General features: G+C 70.7%; 16 protein-coding genes. 3 read left to right on the top strand and 13 right to left on the bottom strand.

Annotated elements, in window-relative coordinates:
• Positions 1-2: 2 nt before the first annotated feature.
• Positions 3-905 carry a tRNA pseudouridine(55) synthase TruB gene (gene truB, locus CI785_RS08140; protein ID WP_105031557.1) on the bottom strand — a complete coding sequence of 301 codons (903 nt, stop codon included), beginning with the start codon at positions 903-905 and terminating at the stop codon, positions 3-5.
• Between the two features lie 87 nt (positions 906-992).
• Between truB and CI785_RS08135 the strand changes: the two genes are divergently transcribed.
• Positions 993-2,168: a pyridoxal phosphate-dependent aminotransferase gene (locus CI785_RS08135; protein ID WP_205753583.1), complete on the top strand. Its 1,176-nt coding sequence runs from the start codon at positions 993-995 to the stop codon at positions 2,166-2,168.
• 156 nt (positions 2,169-2,324) lie between these two features.
• Here CI785_RS08135 and rbfA read toward each other — a convergent pair whose 3' ends face one another.
• From rbfA to CI785_RS08110, 5 genes are all read right to left on the bottom strand, one after another.
• Complete coding sequence (rbfA, locus tag CI785_RS08130) at positions 2,325-2,765, bottom strand: 30S ribosome-binding factor RbfA (RefSeq protein ID WP_105031556.1); 441 nt, start codon at positions 2,763-2,765, stop codon at positions 2,325-2,327.
• A gap of 109 nt (positions 2,766-2,874) precedes the next feature.
• Positions 2,875-5,853, bottom strand: coding sequence for a translation initiation factor IF-2 (gene infB / locus CI785_RS08125; protein ID WP_105031555.1), 2,979 nt, complete (start codon positions 5,851-5,853; stop codon positions 2,875-2,877).
• Positions 5,854-5,977: 124 nt separating this feature from the next.
• Positions 5,978-6,397 carry a YlxR family protein gene (locus CI785_RS08120; RefSeq protein WP_276308016.1) on the bottom strand — a complete coding sequence of 140 codons (420 nt, stop codon included), beginning with the start codon at positions 6,395-6,397 and terminating at the stop codon, positions 5,978-5,980.
• Between the two features lie 50 nt (positions 6,398-6,447).
• Positions 6,448-7,446, bottom strand: coding sequence for a transcription termination factor NusA (gene nusA / locus CI785_RS08115; RefSeq protein WP_105031553.1), 999 nt, complete (start codon positions 7,444-7,446; stop codon positions 6,448-6,450).
• Positions 7,447-7,456: 10 nt separating this feature from the next.
• A complete protein-coding gene (locus CI785_RS08110; protein ID WP_105031673.1) occupies positions 7,457-8,086 on the bottom strand; it encodes a ribosome maturation factor RimP in 630 nt (209 codons plus the stop codon).
• A 105-nt stretch (positions 8,087-8,191) separates the two neighbouring features.
• Here CI785_RS08110 and CI785_RS08105 point away from each other — a divergent pair, with 105 nt between their 5' ends.
• Both CI785_RS08105 and CI785_RS08100 read left to right on the top strand, forming a co-directional pair.
• Positions 8,192-9,316 carry a DUF4439 domain-containing protein gene (locus tag CI785_RS08105; protein ID WP_105031552.1) on the top strand — a complete coding sequence of 375 codons (1,125 nt, stop codon included), beginning with the start codon at positions 8,192-8,194 and terminating at the stop codon, positions 9,314-9,316.
• Positions 9,309-10,343, top strand: coding sequence for an aminoglycoside phosphotransferase family protein (locus CI785_RS08100; RefSeq protein ID WP_105031551.1), 1,035 nt, complete (start codon positions 9,309-9,311; stop codon positions 10,341-10,343). Before CI785_RS08105 ends, CI785_RS08100 begins: the two co-directional genes overlap by 8 nt.
• 12 nt (positions 10,344-10,355) lie before the next feature.
• Here the strand turns inward: CI785_RS08100 and CI785_RS08095 are convergent, their stop codons facing one another.
• The 7 genes from CI785_RS08095 to CI785_RS08065 form a co-directional block, all read right to left on the bottom strand.
• Complete coding sequence (locus CI785_RS08095; protein WP_105031550.1) at positions 10,356-11,171, bottom strand: sulfite exporter TauE/SafE family protein; 816 nt, start codon at positions 11,169-11,171, stop codon at positions 10,356-10,358.
• Positions 11,172-11,177: 6 nt separating this feature from the next.
• Entirely contained in the window at positions 11,178-12,968 is a 1,791-nt protein-coding gene (locus tag CI785_RS08090) for a proline--tRNA ligase (RefSeq protein ID WP_105031549.1), read from the bottom strand.
• 136 nt (positions 12,969-13,104) lie between these two features.
• Complete coding sequence (locus CI785_RS08085) at positions 13,105-14,007, bottom strand: GNAT family N-acetyltransferase (RefSeq protein WP_205753582.1); 903 nt, start codon at positions 14,005-14,007, stop codon at positions 13,105-13,107.
• Entirely contained in the window at positions 13,961-15,127 is a 1,167-nt protein-coding gene (gene ispG / locus CI785_RS08080) for a flavodoxin-dependent (E)-4-hydroxy-3-methylbut-2-enyl-diphosphate synthase (protein WP_105031548.1), read from the bottom strand. Before ispG ends, CI785_RS08085 begins: the two co-directional genes overlap by 47 nt.
• 99 nt (positions 15,128-15,226) lie before the next feature.
• Positions 15,227-15,517 carry a YciI family protein gene (locus CI785_RS08075; RefSeq protein WP_105031547.1) on the bottom strand — a complete coding sequence of 97 codons (291 nt, stop codon included), beginning with the start codon at positions 15,515-15,517 and terminating at the stop codon, positions 15,227-15,229.
• A gap of 19 nt (positions 15,518-15,536) precedes the next feature.
• Positions 15,537-15,977 carry a hypothetical protein gene (locus tag CI785_RS08070; RefSeq protein WP_105031546.1) on the bottom strand — a complete coding sequence of 147 codons (441 nt, stop codon included), beginning with the start codon at positions 15,975-15,977 and terminating at the stop codon, positions 15,537-15,539.
• A gap of 99 nt (positions 15,978-16,076) precedes the next feature.
• Positions 16,077-16,691 carry a MarR family transcriptional regulator gene (locus CI785_RS08065; protein ID WP_105031545.1) on the bottom strand — a complete coding sequence of 205 codons (615 nt, stop codon included), beginning with the start codon at positions 16,689-16,691 and terminating at the stop codon, positions 16,077-16,079.
• Positions 16,692-16,726: the final 35 nt, after the last annotated feature.

The raw sequence follows: 16,726 nt of genomic DNA, 5'->3' as shown, positions 1-16,726 counted from the left end.
GGCTAGTCCTTCCCGCCCGGGGCGAAGACCAGCACGGTCCGGGCCGCCCCGCCACGGTTCTCCAGCAGTGCCACGAGCGTGCCGTCGAGCGCGAACGCCGCGACCGGGATGTCGGGCTCCGTGTTTGGTGCGATCCTCCGGCCGTGGGAGACGTCGGCGGCCTCCTCCGCGGTGAGTGCCCTGACCGGGAACAGGGCGCGGCCTGCGTCGTCGAGCGGGAGGATCTGCAGGTCCTCCGCGAGCTCGTCGAGGGTGCGGGCCTGGGCGATCGAGTAGGGACCCACCTGCGTGCGGCGCAGGGCCGTGAGGTGCCCTCCCACGCCCAGCGCCTCCCCGAGGTCCCGTGCGAGGGCGCGGATGTAGGTGCCGGAGCTGCACTCGACGGTGACGTCGACGTCCTGCAGGCGGCCGTTGCTCACCCGCCGGACGGCATGGACGTCGAAGCGGTGGACGGTCACGGGGCGGGCGGGGAGGTCCACGTCCTCGCCCGCGCGGACCCGCGCGTAGGACCTCTCGCCCTTCACCTTGATGGCGCTGACACTGCTCGGCACCTGCTGGATGTCCCCGGTCAGCGCTCCGACGGCGGTGCGGATGTCCTCCTCGGTCACGGCGGCGGCGATGCTGCCGCCGGTGACCTCGCCCTCGGCGTCGTCGGTGATGGTCGACTGGCCGAGGCGGATGGTGGCGGTGTACGTCTTGGAGGTACCCACGATGAAGGTCAGCAGGCGCGTGGCACGGTTGACACCGATCACGAGGACCCCGGTGGCCATGGGGTCGAGGGTGCCGGCGTGGCCGACCTTGCGTGTCCCCGCGAGCCGGCGCATACGGCCGACCACGTCATGGCTGGTCCAGCCCTGAGGCTTGTCCACGATGATCAGCCCTGAGTGGACCTGCCCGGAATTCACGCCTCCCAGTATATGGGCCGCCGACCTGGCACTCCGCGCCTCCCGATCGGCGCGTGGCACCGCCCGGCCCGCGATAGCATCCTGCCTATGCCCTCCGCTCCCGCCCACGTGCTAAACGTCCCGGTCAACCAGATCCGCGAGATCACGCAGGCGGCCTGGGCCACGCCCGACTCCATCGTCCTCAGCATCGGCGAACCAGGGTTCCCCGTCGCGCGGCACGTCCTCGAGGCGGGCATGGCAGCGCTGGATCGGGACGACACCAACTACACGCCCAACGCGGGCCTGGCGCCGGTGAGGGCGGCCTTCGCCGAGCGGTTCGCACGCCTGGCGGGTGTGGACGACGACCCCTCGCGCGTGTTCGTCGTCGCGGGCGCGCAGCAGGGCCTCCACCTGGCGCTCAGCACGTTGATCGGTGCCGGTGACGAGGTGCTCATCCCCGACCCGGGCTATCCCACGTTCACGATGACCGTCGGGCTGCTCGGCGGCGTCCCGGTGCCCTACCCGCTCGTGCCGCACCACGGCTTCCAACCGCGGATCGAGGACCTGCAGCGGCTCGTGACCGGACGGACGAGGGTGCTCATGGTCAATTCGCCGTCGAACCCCCTCGGCTCGGTGTTCGACGCCGACCTCACGAGGGAACTCGTGCGGTTCGCCCATGCGAACGACCTGTGGGTCATCTCAGACGAGTGCTACGAGGCCTTCACCTACGACGTCCCGCACGTCAGCCCGGCACGATTCGACGCCGGCGGACCCGAGGCAGTGCCGGAGGCGCGCGAGGCGCGCGTCGTCACCTCGCTCACCCTGTCGAAGACGTACGGCCTGACCGGACTGCGCATCGGCGCCCTCGTCACGCCACCCGGTCTGGAGCAGCTGCTCAGCAACGTCATGGAGGCCACGGTCTCCTGCGTCGCGGCGGCATCGCAGTATGCCGCCCTGGCCGCACTGACCGGCCCGCAGGACTACGTGTCGACGGCGCTCGAGCACTACAGGTCCAACCGTGATGCGGCGACCTCCGTCCTGGACGGACGCGGTATCACCTACCTCGACGCCCGCGGGGCGTTCTACCTGTGGGCCGACCTGTCCCACGCGACGGGCGGCGACGTCCGCGCCTGGACGCGGCGCTTCCTGGCCGAGCAGGGTGTGGCGCTCGCGCCGGGTACCGCCTTCGGGGCGATGGGCGAGGGCTGGGTGAGGATCGCCCTGTGCGGCAGGACCGACGAGCTCGTCGAGGGCCTCTCCCGGCTCCCCGCCCCGCAGGCCTGACCGCGCAGCGCCGCGGGCGAGCGGTCGGGCACAGGAGCCGATCGCTCCGCGGACCTCGCCCGTGCCGGTCCGGCACTGCCGGCCCGGACATGGGAAAGGCAGCCGACCGTCGGGTCGGCTGCCTTCCGTTCCGCAGTGCTCTTCGGGACCGTCGCTCTAGCGTCCCGCCTCGCCGTCGTCCTCGGACGTGCGGTACGGGTCCGCGTCGCCCGCGAAGTCGGCGCCCTGGGCGATCGCCGCCACTTCGGCGTCGCGCTCGCGTGCCTTCTGCAGCAGCTCCTCGAGGTGACTGGCGTTGACCGGCACCTCGTCGGGGACGAACTCGAGGGTGGGCGTCAGCCGGGCGGTGATGTTCTTGCCGACCTCCGAGCGCAGGACGCCGCGGGCGGACTCGAGCGCCACCCGGGTGGCCTGCTGCTCGTCCGTGTCGCCCAGCACGGTGTAGTACAGGGTCGCGTGCTGGAGATCGTTGGTCACGCGGGCGTCCGTGATGGTCACGGCCTCGAGCCGGGGATCCTTCACGCGGCGCCGGAGCGCCTCGGCGACGATGACTTTGATGCGCTGGGCGAGCCGCGCGGCGCGGGCCGGATCTGCCATGGCTGGTACTCCTCTGGAAGCGGGTGGGGGACCCCGGATGCGGGTCCCGGTGGTACGGAAGCCACAGGCGCCCCGGTTGCCCGGAGCGCCTGTGGAGGGCTGCTACCTGCTAGACGCGGGGCTTCTCCCGCATCTCGAAGGTCTCGATGATGTCGCCTTCCTTGACGTCATTGAACGAGCCGAGGCCGATACCGCACTCGAAGTCGGTGCGGACCTCGGTGGCGTCGTCCTTGAAGCGCTTGAGCGAGTCCACGGAGAGGTTGTCCCCGATGATCTTGCCGTCGCGCAGGACTCGCGCCCTGGTGTTGCGTCGGATGATGCCCGAGCGGACGATCGAACCGGCGATGTTGCCGAACTTCGAGGAACGGAACACTTCGCGGACCTCTGCGGTCCCGAGCTGCGCCTCCTCGTACTCCGGCTTGAGCATGCCCTTGAGGGCGAGCTCGATGTCGTCGATCGCGGCGTAGATCACCGAGTAGAAGCGCATGTCCACGCCCTCACGCTCGGCGAGGTCCGCCACGCGCTCGGCCGGCTTGACGTTGAAGCCGATGATGATCGCGTTGTCGACCGTGGCCAGGTTGACGTCGTTCTGCGTGATGGCACCGACGCCGCGGTGGATGACGCGCAGCTGCACGCCCTCCCCGACGTCGATCTTGAGCAGCGAGTCCTCCAGGGCCTCGACGGCACCCGACACGTCACCCTTGAGGATGAGGTTGAGGGTGTCGACCTTGCCCTCGGCGACGGCCTGGTCGAAGTCCTCGAGGCTGATGCGCTTGCGGCGCTTCGCGAGGGCCGCGTTGCGGTCAGCCGCCTCACGCTTCTCGGCGATCTGGCGACCGGTGCGCTCGTCGTCGGTGACGAAGAACGTGTCACCTGCACGGGGCACGTTGGACAGACCCAGGACCTGGACCGGACGCGACGGACCGGCCGTCGTGACGACGTCGCCGTTCTCGTCGAACATCGCACGCACGCGGCCGTGGGCCGTACCGGCGACGATCGTGTCGCCGACGTGCAGCGTCCCGGACTGCACGAGCACCGTGGCGACGGCGCCGCGACCACGGTCGAGGTTGGCCTCGATCGCGATACCGCGGGCGTCCTTGTTCGGATTGGCCCGCATGTCCAGGGCGGCGTCCGCGGTCAGCAGGACGGCCTCGAGGAGGTCGTCGATACCCATGCCCTGCAGCGCCGACACGTGGACGAACATGGTGTCGCCGCCGTACTCCTCGGGGACGAGTCCGTACTCGGTGAGCTGGCCCTTGACCTTGTCGGGGTTCGCGCCTTCCTTGTCCATCTTGTTGACGGCCACGACGATCGGCACGTTGGCCGCCTGGGCGTGGTTCAGCGCCTCCACGGTCTGCGGCATGACGCCGTCGTCCGCGGCGACGACGAGCACCGCGATGTCCGTGACCTTCGCACCACGGGCACGCATGGCGGTGAACGCCTCGTGGCCCGGGGTGTCGATGAAGGTGATGGCGCGCGTGCTGTCCTCGTGGACGTGCTGGATCTGGTAGGCACCGATGTGCTGGGTGATGCCACCGTGCTCGCCCTCGACGACCTTGGTGTTGCGGACGGCGTCGAGCAGTCGCGTCTTACCGTGGTCGACGTGGCCCATGACCGTGACGACCGGCGGACGGGCCTCGAGCTGCTCGTCGCCCTCGGCTTCGAGCTCGGCATCGAAGTCGATGTCGAAGCTGCTGAGGAGCTCGCGCTCCTCGTCCTCGGGCGAGACCACCTGGATCTTGTAGCCGAGCTCGGTTCCGAGCACCTCGAAGGTGTCCTCGTCGAGCGACTGCGTGGCCGTGGCCATCTCACCGAGGTGGAACAGCACGGTGACCAGCGCTGCGGGGTTCGCCTCGATCTTGTCGGCGAAGTCCGTAATGGACGAACCGCGGCGCAGGCGGACGATGGTGTTGCCGTCTCCGCGGGGTACGCTCACGCCGCCCAGCGAAGGAGCCGACATCTGCTCCAGTTCCTGCCGCTTCGCACGCTTCGACTTGCGCTGCTTGCCGCGACCGGCTCCACCCTTGCCGAAGGCGCCGGCCGTGCCACCGCGTCCTCGGGTGCCCTTGCCGAAGCCGCCGCCTGCGGGCGCTCCGCTGGGGCTGTTCGGTGCTCCGCCGGGTCCGCGGCGCGGACCGGCTCCTGCGCCGGGTGCTCCGCGGCCGGGGGCAGCGGGGCGTTCGGTGCGGTTGGGCATCATGCCGGGAGTGGGACGCGAGCCGGGGGCTCCGGCTGGACGTGGCGCACCGGGACGCGGCGCACCCGGGCGGGGTCCGCCGGCACCTGCTGCGGGACGGGGTCCACCGGCGCCTGCTGCGGGACGGGGTCCACCGGCACCCGCGGCCGGGCGGGGTCCACCGGCACCGGCGTCGTCGCGACGACCGGGACGGGGCATGCCCTGCGACGGCGCGAACGGGTTGTTGCCCGGACGCGGCGGACGCTCCGACGTGCGGTCGGCACCGCGGTCGGTCTCGCCGCGGCGGGATCCCATGCCCTGCGACGGCGCGAACGGGTTGTTGCCCGGACGCGGTGCGCCACCGGGACGGGCGCCCGTGGGACGGGTGCCTGCCGAGGGAGCTGCGGGCGGGGTCGCCGGGCGGGGCGCAGGACGCGTCCCCGGGGTCGGACCGCCCTGCGTGCCCTGCGGGGCAGGGGCGGGGGTGTCCTGTGCAGGAGTGTTCTGCGCAGGGACGCTCTGGGCAGGGGCGCTCGGAGCAGGGGTGTTCTGTGCGGCCGGGGCGGGAGCCTCGGCGGGAGCGGCATCGTTCGAGAACGGCGATGCCTGGGGTGCCGGAGCGACGGGGGCCGCAGGTGCTTCCGGTGCGGCCGGGGCGGGAGCCGCGGCCTGGGCGGCGCCCGGCTTGGGGCCCGACGGCGCGGGTGCCGAGGGGCGTGAGGGTGCGGGGGCGGCGGCGGGCTTGGTGCCGCCGGCGCCGGGGAATGCGCCGCGAAGTTTCTTCACGACGGGGGCCTCGATGGTCGAGGAGGCCGAACGGACGAATTCGCCCAGTTCCTGCAGTTTCGCTACTGCGTCTTTCGAGGTTATACCGAGCTCTTTGGCGAGCTCATGTACGCGGACCTTGGCCACATTTCTCCTGTCTCGGTCCGCACCGAGCCAGGCACGAACCGTCTATTTCCTACTGCTGATCCGGGTCGCCGAGGCGTCCGGACGCTGAATTGCAGAGCGCAACTGATAGGTCATCGTTGCGCACTCATCGCTGGGTACTCATCGGGTTTCCATGAGGGTTCTGACCCGCTTTCAGGGAGGACGGTGGTGAGTCGGAGCGTTCATCTCGACGCTCCAGGTATGCCTGGAAGTCCACTGCCAACCTCACAGTGTCCACCGGCCCGCGGAAGGCCCTGTGAAAGGCTTTCCGCTTGACCGCCGTCTCCAGGCATGCCGGGTCGGGGTGCAGCCAGGCGCCCCGTCCGGATAGCCGGCGCCGCTCGTCGATGACGGCCACATCCTGCCCGTCGATCGGTTGTGCGACAACCCGCATCACGTGTGACTGGCGGTCCCGCCCGCGGCATCCAACGCAGGTGCGTATCGGATGATGGTCCCCCGGGTGCCGCCCGGACTCTTCTCGATCAACCCCTCGTCGATCGATGACGTCCTCCGGGCGCGACTCCACAGCAGTCACCTCCAGTCTACCCCTTCCGGCCCCGCTGCCCGACCGGCCGTTCAGGCCTTGGCCGCCCTGGCGGGCTGGGCCGGCTGGGCCGCGTCGGAGACGATGTCGATCCGCCACCCGGTGAGCTTCGCGGCGAGGCGTGCGTTCTGGCCTTCCTTGCCGATCGCGAGGGACAGCTGGTAGTCCGGCACGACGACGCGCGCGGACCTCGTGGCCTCGTCGGTGATCGTCACGGACGTCACGCGGGACGGCGAGAGCGAACTGGCGATGAAGGAGGCGGCGTCGTCGTTGTAGTCCACGATGTCGATCTTCTCGTCGTTCAGTTCGTTCATGACGGCGCGGACGCGGGTCCCCATCTCGCCGATGCACGCTCCCTTGGCGTTGACGCCCGGGACGTTCGCCTTCACCGCGATCTTCGTGCGGTGGCCCGCCTCACGGGCCAGGGCCACGATCTCCACCGTCCTGTCGGCGATCTCGGGCACCTCGAGTTCGAAGAGCTTCCGGACGAGTCCGGGGTGCGAGCGGGACAGGGTGATGGAGGGGCCCTTCATCCCGCGGTGGACGTCGACCACGAACGCGCGCAGCCGCGTGCCGTGCAGGTACTTCTCGCCGGGGACCTGCTCGGGCGGCGGCAGCACGGCCTCGACCGAGCCCAGGTTCACCTGGATCATGTGCGGGTTGGTGCCCTGCTGGATCATGCCGGCGACGAGTTCGCCCTCCTTGCCGCGGAACTCGCCGAGGATGTTCTCGTCCTCGGCGTCACGCAGTCGCTGGAGGATGATCTGGCGCGCGGTACTCGCCGCGATGCGCCCGAAGCCGCCGGGGGTGTCGTCGAACTCGCCGACGGGCTCGCCGTCGTCGTCCTTCTCGGTGGCCCAGATGGTGACGTGGCCGTTGCGGCGGTCGAGTTCGGCGCGCGCCGTCTCGTGCGCTCCGGGCGTGCGGTGGTAGGCGATCAGCAGTGCCTGCTCGATCGTGGGGATCAGCTTGTCCAGCGGGATCTCGCGTTCACGCTCGAGCAGCCTCAACGCGCTCATGTCGATGTCCATGTGGTTCTCCTTACGCGCGGTGCACGGCGCCGGAGTCGTCCGGTTCGGCACCATCGCTGTTCTCGTGGTGTTCGTCCTCAAGATGCGCGAATTCGACCTGGACGGTCCCCTTGCGGATCTTGGAAAACTCGAGGGCGAGCGGATCGCCCTGCTTGGGCTTCTGGCCCTTCTTGACCGGCAGCTGGGGGGTCAGCCGGATGCCGGTGGCGGTGACGTCCTGGAGGCGTCCGACGACGACGTCGCCGGTCACCGGCTTGATCTCCACCATGCGTCCCACATTGCGGCGCCAGTGCCGCGGCTCCGTGAGGGGGCGTGATACGCCGGGTGAGGAGATCTCGAGGTTGTACGGGCGGTCGTCGTCCTCGGGATCGCTGTCCATGGCCGCGGAGAGGTCGGAGGAGATGGCGGAGATCACATCGAGACCCACGCTCCCCGTGGATTCCTCGGGCAGGTCGACGACGACGTGGACTGTGCGGTGGGAGCCGGCGACCTTGACCTCGACGTCCTCGAGGTACAGGTTGTGCTCGTCCACCACGGGCTGCAGCCTGGTCCGCAGGCGCTGCGCTTCCACCTGCAGCTCGGCCTCGAGGGCGGACTTGCGGGTCGAGGCATGTTTTTCGTTCCCGGACCGGACCGTCATTGCTGCCTCCTCCTCGATGATGTTGTCCACCAAGAGTACCGACATTCCACGGCCCCGGGTGTATGGCCGGGGGAAACGCGGACCGTCGTGGGATGATCGGAAACTGTGATCGGACAAGCGGGTGCAGGCGGACAGCAGGAGCGCGGAGGGCGTGCGACCTCCATCGCGGGCCGCATCGCCCGGCGGTCGGCGGGCCTCGTCGCCCTCTTCGGCGCGGTCCTCCTCGTGGTCGGCTTCGCGATGGGCGTGCCCTCCGTGCAGCCGCCGGCACCGGTGTATACCGCGGGCCAGCAGGCACAGCTCGACGCCGAGGGACGGTATCGCACACTGGCCGCGGAGGCCCGGGCGGCCGCGACGACGGATCCGGCGCTCGGCGGGATGCTGACCGCTCTCGCCGACGATCTCACTGCACAGTCGGACGCCGTGGCACTGCCGCGCTCCCCCGCCTCCCCTGATGCACCGACGTCCGCCCCTGCCTCCGCCTCTGTCTCCGCCCCGGCGTCCGCGCCTGTCGACGGTGCACGGGTGATGGCGCTGCTGCGGGACAGCGCGCTACGCAGCCTGCGTGACGCCGGCGGGGCGGAACCCGGCCCGGCGCGCGTGCTCGCGTCTGCCGGGGCCAACCAGTGGCGGCACGCGGTGGTGCTCGGCGCTGCCCTCGGCGAGGATCCGGGACTGCCGCCCGTCGAGGCGAGCCCCGGCGCGGATGTGACCGCCGGGTCCGCATCGGGGAGCCCCGGCGGTGACGTACCGGCCGACTGCGACGGCACGCCCCTGGGGCCTGAGGCCGATCGCCAGGCCCTGCTCAGCGCGAGGACGGCCGAGGAGCAGGCCCGCTTCGGCTACGAGGTCGCTGCGGCGCTGCTGCCCGAGGCCGCTCCGCTCCTGGCCCGGTCCGCCACCCACGGGGTGGCCGCGGAGGCCGCTGCACGCCGCCTCGCGGGACTCTGCACGGAGGTGGCCCCGGCACCGGCAGGCTTCGCGATCGACCGGGTCTTCCGCGCCGATCCGGCTGCCGCCCTGCGGGAACTGGAGGAGGATCACGTCGGGCTGTACGCGGGGCTGGTCGCCACCGTCGGACCCGACACGCGGGCGTGGGCTGTCGCCTCCTACAACGCCGCGGTCCAGCGCAGCATCGACGCCGGCACCCCGCTGGTGACCTTCCCGGGTCTGGGAGCCGGCCCGGCAGCATCGGGGCAGGGTGGACCGACGGAGCCTGCCGATGGCTGACAGGCGGGACGAGGAACTCCACAGGATCGCGGGACTGCCCGACCTGCCGCTCCGCCTCGTGCACAGTGCCCGGACCATCGTCGGCGGGGCACGGTGGCTGCGGGACTGGCAGGGCCTGCTGTCCGACAGGCTCGAGGCCTGGGACCTCGGCCTGGACCTGGTGCCGGGCCGGCCCGCGTGGGCCGGCCGGTGCGCCGTCGTCGTCCCCGTGGTGCAGCACGCCGGCACCGACCCCGTGCAGGGCGTGCTGAAGCTGACCGTCCCGCACGACGAAGCCCTCCCCGAACCCGACGCCCTCGAACTGTGGGACGGGATGGGCGCAGTGCGGCTCGTCAGGGCGTCGCGTCCCGACTTCGCACTGCTGCTCGAGCGCCTCGACGGGGACCGTTCGCTCCGTGATGTCCCGCTGGACGAGACCCCCGGACCGTGGGCCGACGTCGTACGGAAGCTGTCGATCCCGCCCGGTGACAGCGCCCTCTGGGCGGCCATCCCGCACCTGGCAGCAGCGGCCGAGCAGTGGACGGACACGCTGCCGGCGCGCTGGGACGAGCTCGGCGAGCCCTTCCCCCGGTGGCTCATGGAGGCGGCGCTGGAAGTGTGCCAGTTCCGCGGCGCCGTCGGCCGGCGGTCCGAGCGTGACGTGCTCGTGCATTCCGATCTGCACTACGAGAACCTGCTGCCCACCACGCAGGGGCAGCTGCGGGACTTCACGGCGATCGATCCGAAGCCGGTGCTCGGTGACGCGGAGTACGCCGTCGCCCCGATGCTGTGGAACCGGCTCCACGAACTGGACGCCGCCGACCCCGCGGCGCACCTCCGCGCGCACTGCAGCGCCCTGGCGGGTGCCGCCGGCCTCGACGCGGAGCTGGCGAGTGGCTGGACGGTGGTGCGGGAGGTCCGCAACGCACTGTCCTACCTCGGCCACGGCCAGGCGGGTGACGCGCAGCGCTCGCTCTGGGTGGCGAGCTCCGTGCTGGGACGGACCCTGGACGGGCTGCCGCCGGTCAGTGCGCTCCCGGCACTCTAGGCGGAGCAGCGGTCAGGACGTCCCGTCCACCCAGGGCCTGACGTTCTCGACCCACACGTCGTAGCCCAGCTTGAGGATCAGGGCCCCGACGACGGCGAGGAACACGATGCGGATGAACCGGCTCCCCTGGCTGATGGCCATGCGGGACCCCGTGTACCCGCCGGCCATGTTGGCGACCCCGAGCAGGAGTCCGAGGCCCCAGAGGATGGAACCGTTCGGCAGGAAGAACATCAGGGCACCGAAGTTGGTGGCCATGTTCACGATCTTCGCCTTCGCGCTGGCGCCCAGGAAGTTGTACCCGAGCAGCGTCACCATCGCGATGATGAGGAAGGATCCGGTGCCGGGTCCGATCAGCCCGTCGTAGAAGCCGATCACGAGGCCGATCGCGCCGGCCGTCCCGTAGTGCCGGACGCCCTGGTGCCGCAGCTGCGTCAGCGTCCCCACGGACGGCTTGAGCGCCGTGAACACCGCGACGGCGATGAGCGCCACCACGATGATCGGCTTGAAGACCGACGACGGCAGCGACGCGGCGAGGATCGCGCCGCCGAAGCTCCCTCCGAGGGCGATTCCGGCCATCGGCAGGGCCGTGCGCAGATCCGGGTGCGCCCGCCGGTAGTAGGTGACGGCGCTCGTCGTCGTGCCGAAGATGGACCCCAGCTTGTTCGTGGCGAGGGCTTCCACCGGCGTGATACCGGGGACGAGGAGGAGCGCCGGCAGCTGCAGGAGCCCTCCCCCGCCGACGACGGCGTCCACCCAGCCCGCGGCGAACCCGGCGACGAGGACCAGGAGGATCGTGGCGAGGTGCAGTTCCTCGAGTCCGGAGACCACCGCCGGCTAGGAGGCCGTGAGCTCGCGCAGCAGCGCGACGGCGTCGTCCACCGCGACGTCCTGCGCCTCGCCCGTCCGGCGGTCCTTGACCTCGAGGACGCCGTCCGCGAGCCCGCGTCCGACGACGACGATGGTCGGGACGCCGATCAGTTCGGCGTCCCCGAACTTGACGCCCGGCGAGACCTTCGGGCGGTCGTCGTAGAGCACGGTCAGGCCGGCCGATTCCAGCTCGGCGGCGAGCTTCTCCGCGGCCTCGAACACCTCGGCTCCCTTGCCGGTCGCGACGACGTGCACGTCGGCGGGTGCGACGTTGCGGGGCCAGATGATGCCGCGGTCGTCGTGGTTGGATTCGGCGAGTGCGGCGATGGCGCGGGTCACGCCCACACCGTAGGAGCCCATGGTGACCGTGGCGAGCTTGCCGTTCCGGTCGAGGACCTTGAGCCCGAGGGCCTCGGCGTACTTGCGGCCGAGCTGGAAGATGTGTCCCATCTCGATGCCGCGGGCGGCCGCGAGCGGTCCGGAGCCGTCCGGCGCTTCGTCGCCCTCACGCACCTCGACGGCCTCGATGACGCCGTCCCACGTGAAGTCGCGGCCGGCGACGAGGCCGAAGACGTGCCTGCCGTGCTCGTTGGCGCCGGTGATCCAGGAGGTTCCGCGGACCACGCGCGGGTCGACGAGGTAGCGCAGGCCGGTGGACCCCTCGACGCCGAGGACGGCGGCTTCCGGGGCGAGCCCTGGGCCGATGTAGCCCTTGACGAGGCCCTGGTGCTTCTTCAGGTCCTCCTCGCCTGCGGCCTCCACGGCCACTTCCCCGCCCGTCTCCAGGTGAACGGCGATGTTCGCCTCGATGCGCTTGAGGTCCACGGTGCGGTCGCCGGGCACGCCGACGACGACGATCTCGCGCTCCCCCGTAGGCAGCACGGCGGCGAGCACGACGTTCTTCAGGGTGTCGGCGGCGGTCCAGGTCCGGTCGCCGGCGGCATTGGCGTGGTCCACGAGGGTGTCGATCGTCGGGGTGTCCGGGGTGTCCCGGACCTCCGCGGCCGGGGCGTCCGTGAAGTCGACGTCGTCTGGCACCACGGTGGTGACGGCCTCCACGTTCGCGGTGTACCCGCCGGCGGAGCGGACGAAGGTGTCCTCGCCGATGGGCGTCGGGTGCAGGAACTCCTCGCTCTTGGAGCCGCCCATGGCTCCGGCGGTCGCCGTCACGGGGATCACCTCGAGGCCGAGCCGCTCGAAGATGCGCAGGTAGGCGCCGCGGTGGAGCTGGTAGCTCGCTTCGAGGCCCTCGTCGTCGATGTCGAAGGAGTAGGAGTCCTTCATGATGAACTCGCGTCCGCGGAGCAGTCCGGCGCGGGGCCGGGCCTCGTCGCGGTACTTGGTCTGGATCTGGAACAGGCTCACGGGCAGGTCCTTGTACGACGTGTACAGGTCCTTCACGAGCAGCGTGAACATCTCCTCGTGCGTGGGCGCGAGGAGGTAGTCGGCGTCCTTGCGGTCCTTGAGGCGGAAGATGCCGTCGCCGTACTCGGTCCAGCGGTTCGTCGCCTCGTAGGGCTCCTTGGGCAGCAGCGCCGGGAAGTGCACCTCCTGGGCGCCGATGGCCTCCATCTCCTCGCGGATGATGGCCTCGACCCGCGCCAGGACCTTCAGTCCCAGCGGCAGCCAGCTGTAGATCCCGGGCGCGGCCCGCCGGATGTAGCCCGCACGCAGCAGGAGGCGGTGGCTCGCCACCTCGGCGTCGGCTGGATCTTCACGCAGGGTGCGCAGGAAAAGGGTCGAGAGTCGTAAGACCACGCGGGTGTCCGTTCGTATCTATCGTGCATCGAGATCGTGCACTGCCGTTCACGCTCCCGCCGTCCGGCGGGAGACAACAGGTACCAATCTAGCCGGTCCCGACCCGGCGCCGCCGTCGCGGGCCGGGTGTCCGTCCTCAGAAGAGGATGGTCGCGAAGGTGTCCACCTGCTCGAACCCCACGCGCTTGTACGCGGCGATCGCGCGGGCGTTGTAGGAGTTCACGTAGAGGCTCACGGTGGGGGCGACGGCGCGGGCGGCGACGACGACGGCGGCCATGTAGGCGGCGCTCAGCCCCCTGCCGCGGTGGTCCGGGTTCATCCACACGCCCTGCACCTGGACGGCCTGGGAGGACACCGTGCCGAGCTCGGCCTTGAAGACCACCTCGCCGCCGTCGCCGAAGGCCACGAGGGAGTGCTTCCGGCTGATGAGGGAGGCCACGCGGCGCCGGTAGTGCTCCGACCCGCCGATGAACGGCGAGTACCCCACCTCCTCCTCGAACATCGCCGCGCACGCGGGCAGCAGGCGGTCGAGCTCCTCCGGACGGGTGAACCTCAGATCGGTCGCGGGCCGGATGAGGGGGTCCCGGTCGATGGCCATGAGCGGCTGCGTGGGGCGGACGTCGAACGGCTCGGCGCTGTAGTCCTCGAGCGTGGACCACAGGTCCATGACGCCCTCGGAGAGCCCGAAGATGGAGGAGAAGGTGCGCCCCGAGCGTCCGAGATGGTCACCGAAGATCGCCCCCGTCTCGTCGGTCACGCCGACCGGCACGAGGTTCACACCCGCCCAGCACGCGGCACGCAGTTCGTTGTGGCGGAACATGCCCACGATCTCTCCGCCCGAGAAGGACGGCGCCGCGCTGCCGCGGGTCTCGAGATGGGAGGCGACGAACACGTTCGCCACCGGGTCCGCATTGACGATGGTCCAGAGGTCGCGGGTGTCCTCCTCGCCGAGGACACGGAAGGACCAGGGCCCCTCGGGATCGGGCTCGGGCCTAGCTGACGGTAACCATGGGGCCACCTTGGCCAGCAGTCTCGCCATCCGTCTCACCCATCTCCTCTGCCAGCCGCATCGCTTCCTCGATGAGGGTCTCGACGATCTGGTCCTCGGGCACGGTCTTGATGACCTCGCCCTTCACGAAGATCTGGCCCTTGCCGTTGCCGGAGGCCACGCCGAGGTCGGCCTCGCGGGCCTCTCCCGGCCCGTTGACGACGCAACCCATGACGGCCACGCGGAGGGGGACCTCCATGCCCTCGAGGCCTGCGGTGACCTCCTCGGCGAGCGTGTACACGTCCACCTGGGCCCTGCCGCAGGAGGGGCAGGAGACGATCTCGAGCTTGCGCGGGCGCAGGTTGAGCGACTGCAGGATCTGGTTCCCCACCTTGATCTCCTCGACCGGCGGCGCGGAGAGGGAGACGCGGATGGTGTCGCCGATGCCCTTGGACAGCAGCGCCCCGAAGGCGGTGGCGGACTTGATGGTGCCCTGGAAGGCGGGCCCGGCCTCGGTGACGCCGAGGTGCAGGGGCCAGTCGCCGCGCTCGGCCAGGAGCTCGTAGGCGCGGACCATGACCACGGGGTCGTTGTGCTTGACGGAGATCTTGAAATCGTGGAAGTCGTGCTCCTCGAACAGGGACGCCTCCCAGACCGCGGACTCGACGAGCGCTTCCGGGGTGGCCTTGCCGTACTTCTGCATGAGGCGCGGATCGAGGGACCCGGCGTTGACGCCGATGCGGATCGAGGTGCCGGCGGCCTTCGCGGCGTCGGCGATCTGCTTGACCTGGTCGTCGAACTTGCGGATGTTACCGGGGTTCACGCGGACCGCGGCGCATCCGGCGTCGATCGCGGCGAACACGTACTTGGGCTGGAAGTGGATGTCCGCGATCACCGGGATCTGGGACTTCTTCGCGATGATCGGCAGGGCCGCGGCATCATCGGCCGACGGGCAGGCCACACGCACGATGTCGCAGCCGGTGGCCGTGAGTTCGGCGATCTGCTGGAGCGTCGCGTTGATGTCCGTGGTCGGCGTCGTGGTCATCGACTGGATGCTGATCGGGGAGTCCGAACCGACCCCCACCGAGCCGACCTTGATCTGGCGGGTCTTGCGCCGGGGGGCGAGGACGGGCGGCGGCGCTGCTGGCATTCCTAGGTTGACCGAGGTCAAAACATCCTCCATGCTCGCGGCCTTGACCGCACGTCTGACGGGATTCTCTTCTTCATTATCCACCGTCCCCGCCGTGCGGGGCTGCGGTGGCGATGCACGTCACACGCGGTCGCGGAAGGCCCCGATGATGGGGTTCCATTCGGTGGTCTTGACCGCCGAGATGGCTCCGGCGCGGGCGAAGGGATCCTCGCTGACGAGCTGGTTGAGGTCGCCCTCGGTCTCGGAGGCGAAGAGGAGCAGGGCACCGCTGCCGTCGGCGAAGGGGCCGGATGCGAGGACACGTCCCTGCCCGACGAGCTCCTCGAGCCACTGCCGGTGCGCGGGCCGGTGCTCCGTGCGGAGGGCGTCGTGGTCGGGGCTGTACACGTACTCAACGGCGAAGATACTCATGGGCTTCACCCTACGTGAGTTACAGCAGGTACACCTTGACGAGGGTCGCCACGCCGGCGGCCCAGAGCATGGAGGTCAGGGTGCCGATGATGAAGCGTTCCGACGCAGCCGGGGTCTCCTTGAGTTCGGCGTAGCGGCCGAGTGCCTTGACCGCCACCACGTAGGCGATGGCGACGGGCTGGCCGCCGAGGATGGCGACCGTCACCGCAAGGCGCTCGAGCACGCCGATGACCAGTCCGCCGCGGAGCACGCCGGGGGGCAGGGCGTCGACGGGAGCCTGGGGCGGCTGGGAAGGTGGTTCCGGGAGGTCGAGCTGGGGCTGGTCCGCAGGTTCGGGCAGCTCCTCCCGGCGTCGCTCGGCGGTGTCGACGGAGCGTGCCAGACGCAGGACGAGCATGGTCACGGGCAGGCCCAGGCCGCCCGCCACGACCAGCGCCGTCACGATCCACAGTGCGTCCACCGAACCTCCTCCATGTCCCATCGGTCCCTGCTCCATGTCTATCGCACGGCACCCCCAACGGGCCTCCACGTTGCCGTCGTCGTCGCCTGCGCCGTCGGCCTACGCGTCGTCCGCGCCCGCGTCGGCCCAGGCCAGGAGGCGGGCTGCCGCAGGACGGACGGCGTGCTCCTCGTGCCATGCTGCCCGGGCCGCGGCCTTGCTCACTGCCTGCGGACTGATCCCGAGGGTGCGGGCGACGGCGGTCTGCGTTCCCCGCTCGCCGGGCTGGAGGAGGTCGAGGATGCGCCACTCGGCCTCCGATCGCGCCAGGACGTGACGGCCGAGCAGTGCGAGGACACCCTCCGCCTCCGCCGCTGTGTCCGCCCGACCGACCGGTCCTTCCACGGCCACGGGCGCCCGCTCCCCCGTCTTCTTGGCCCGTTCGACGGCGAGCCGAGCCGCCACGAACGCTGTTCCGCGTCCCTCCCGCGGCGAGGGCGGGAAGGGCCGCTCCACGTCACCGAGGCCGATCCCGACGTACCACCCGCCGGCCCGCAGGCAGCGCAGGACGGCGTCGACGACGTCGTGCGCGTTCCCGATGACGCCCTGTGCCTCGTCGCCGACCGACCGCTCCCACGGCAGGACAGTGGGGACGGACGCGAGGAGCTCCAGCAGGTCCGGGATGCGGTCCATCGAGGTGCGGCTTCCGGCCTGGTCGATCGTGAGGACGAACATTCATCAACCGTATGGGGTTGAAATCCGGTTTACAA

Source organism: Arthrobacter ruber, from assembly GCF_002954225.1.
Taxonomy (GTDB): domain Bacteria; phylum Actinomycetota; class Actinomycetes; order Actinomycetales; family Micrococcaceae; genus Arthrobacter_D; species Arthrobacter_D ruber.
This window is presented reverse-complemented; position numbering and strand designations above follow the sequence as displayed.

Coding starts and splice junctions, on each gene's coding strand:
- CI785_RS08110 (WP_105031673.1), bottom strand. CDS start 8,086: ATGACGGTCCGGTCCGGGAACGAAAAACATGCCTCGACCCGCAAGTCC.
- CI785_RS08075 (WP_105031547.1), bottom strand. CDS start 15,517: ATGAGTATCTTCGCCGTTGAGTACGTGTACAGCCCCGACCACGACGCC.
- CI785_RS08135 (WP_205753583.1), top strand. CDS start 993: ATGCCCTCCGCTCCCGCCCACGTGCTAAACGTCCCGGTCAACCAGATC.
- CI785_RS08100 (WP_105031551.1), top strand. CDS start 9,309: ATGGCTGACAGGCGGGACGAGGAACTCCACAGGATCGCGGGACTGCCC.
- rbfA (WP_105031556.1), bottom strand. CDS start 2,765: ATGGCAGATCCGGCCCGCGCCGCGCGGCTCGCCCAGCGCATCAAAGTC.
- CI785_RS08065 (WP_105031545.1), bottom strand. CDS start 16,691: ATGTTCGTCCTCACGATCGACCAGGCCGGAAGCCGCACCTCGATGGAC.
- nusA (WP_105031553.1), bottom strand. CDS start 7,446: ATGGACATCGACATGAGCGCGTTGAGGCTGCTCGAGCGTGAACGCGAG.
- CI785_RS08085 (WP_205753582.1), bottom strand. CDS start 14,007: ATGGCGAGACTGCTGGCCAAGGTGGCCCCATGGTTACCGTCAGCTAGG.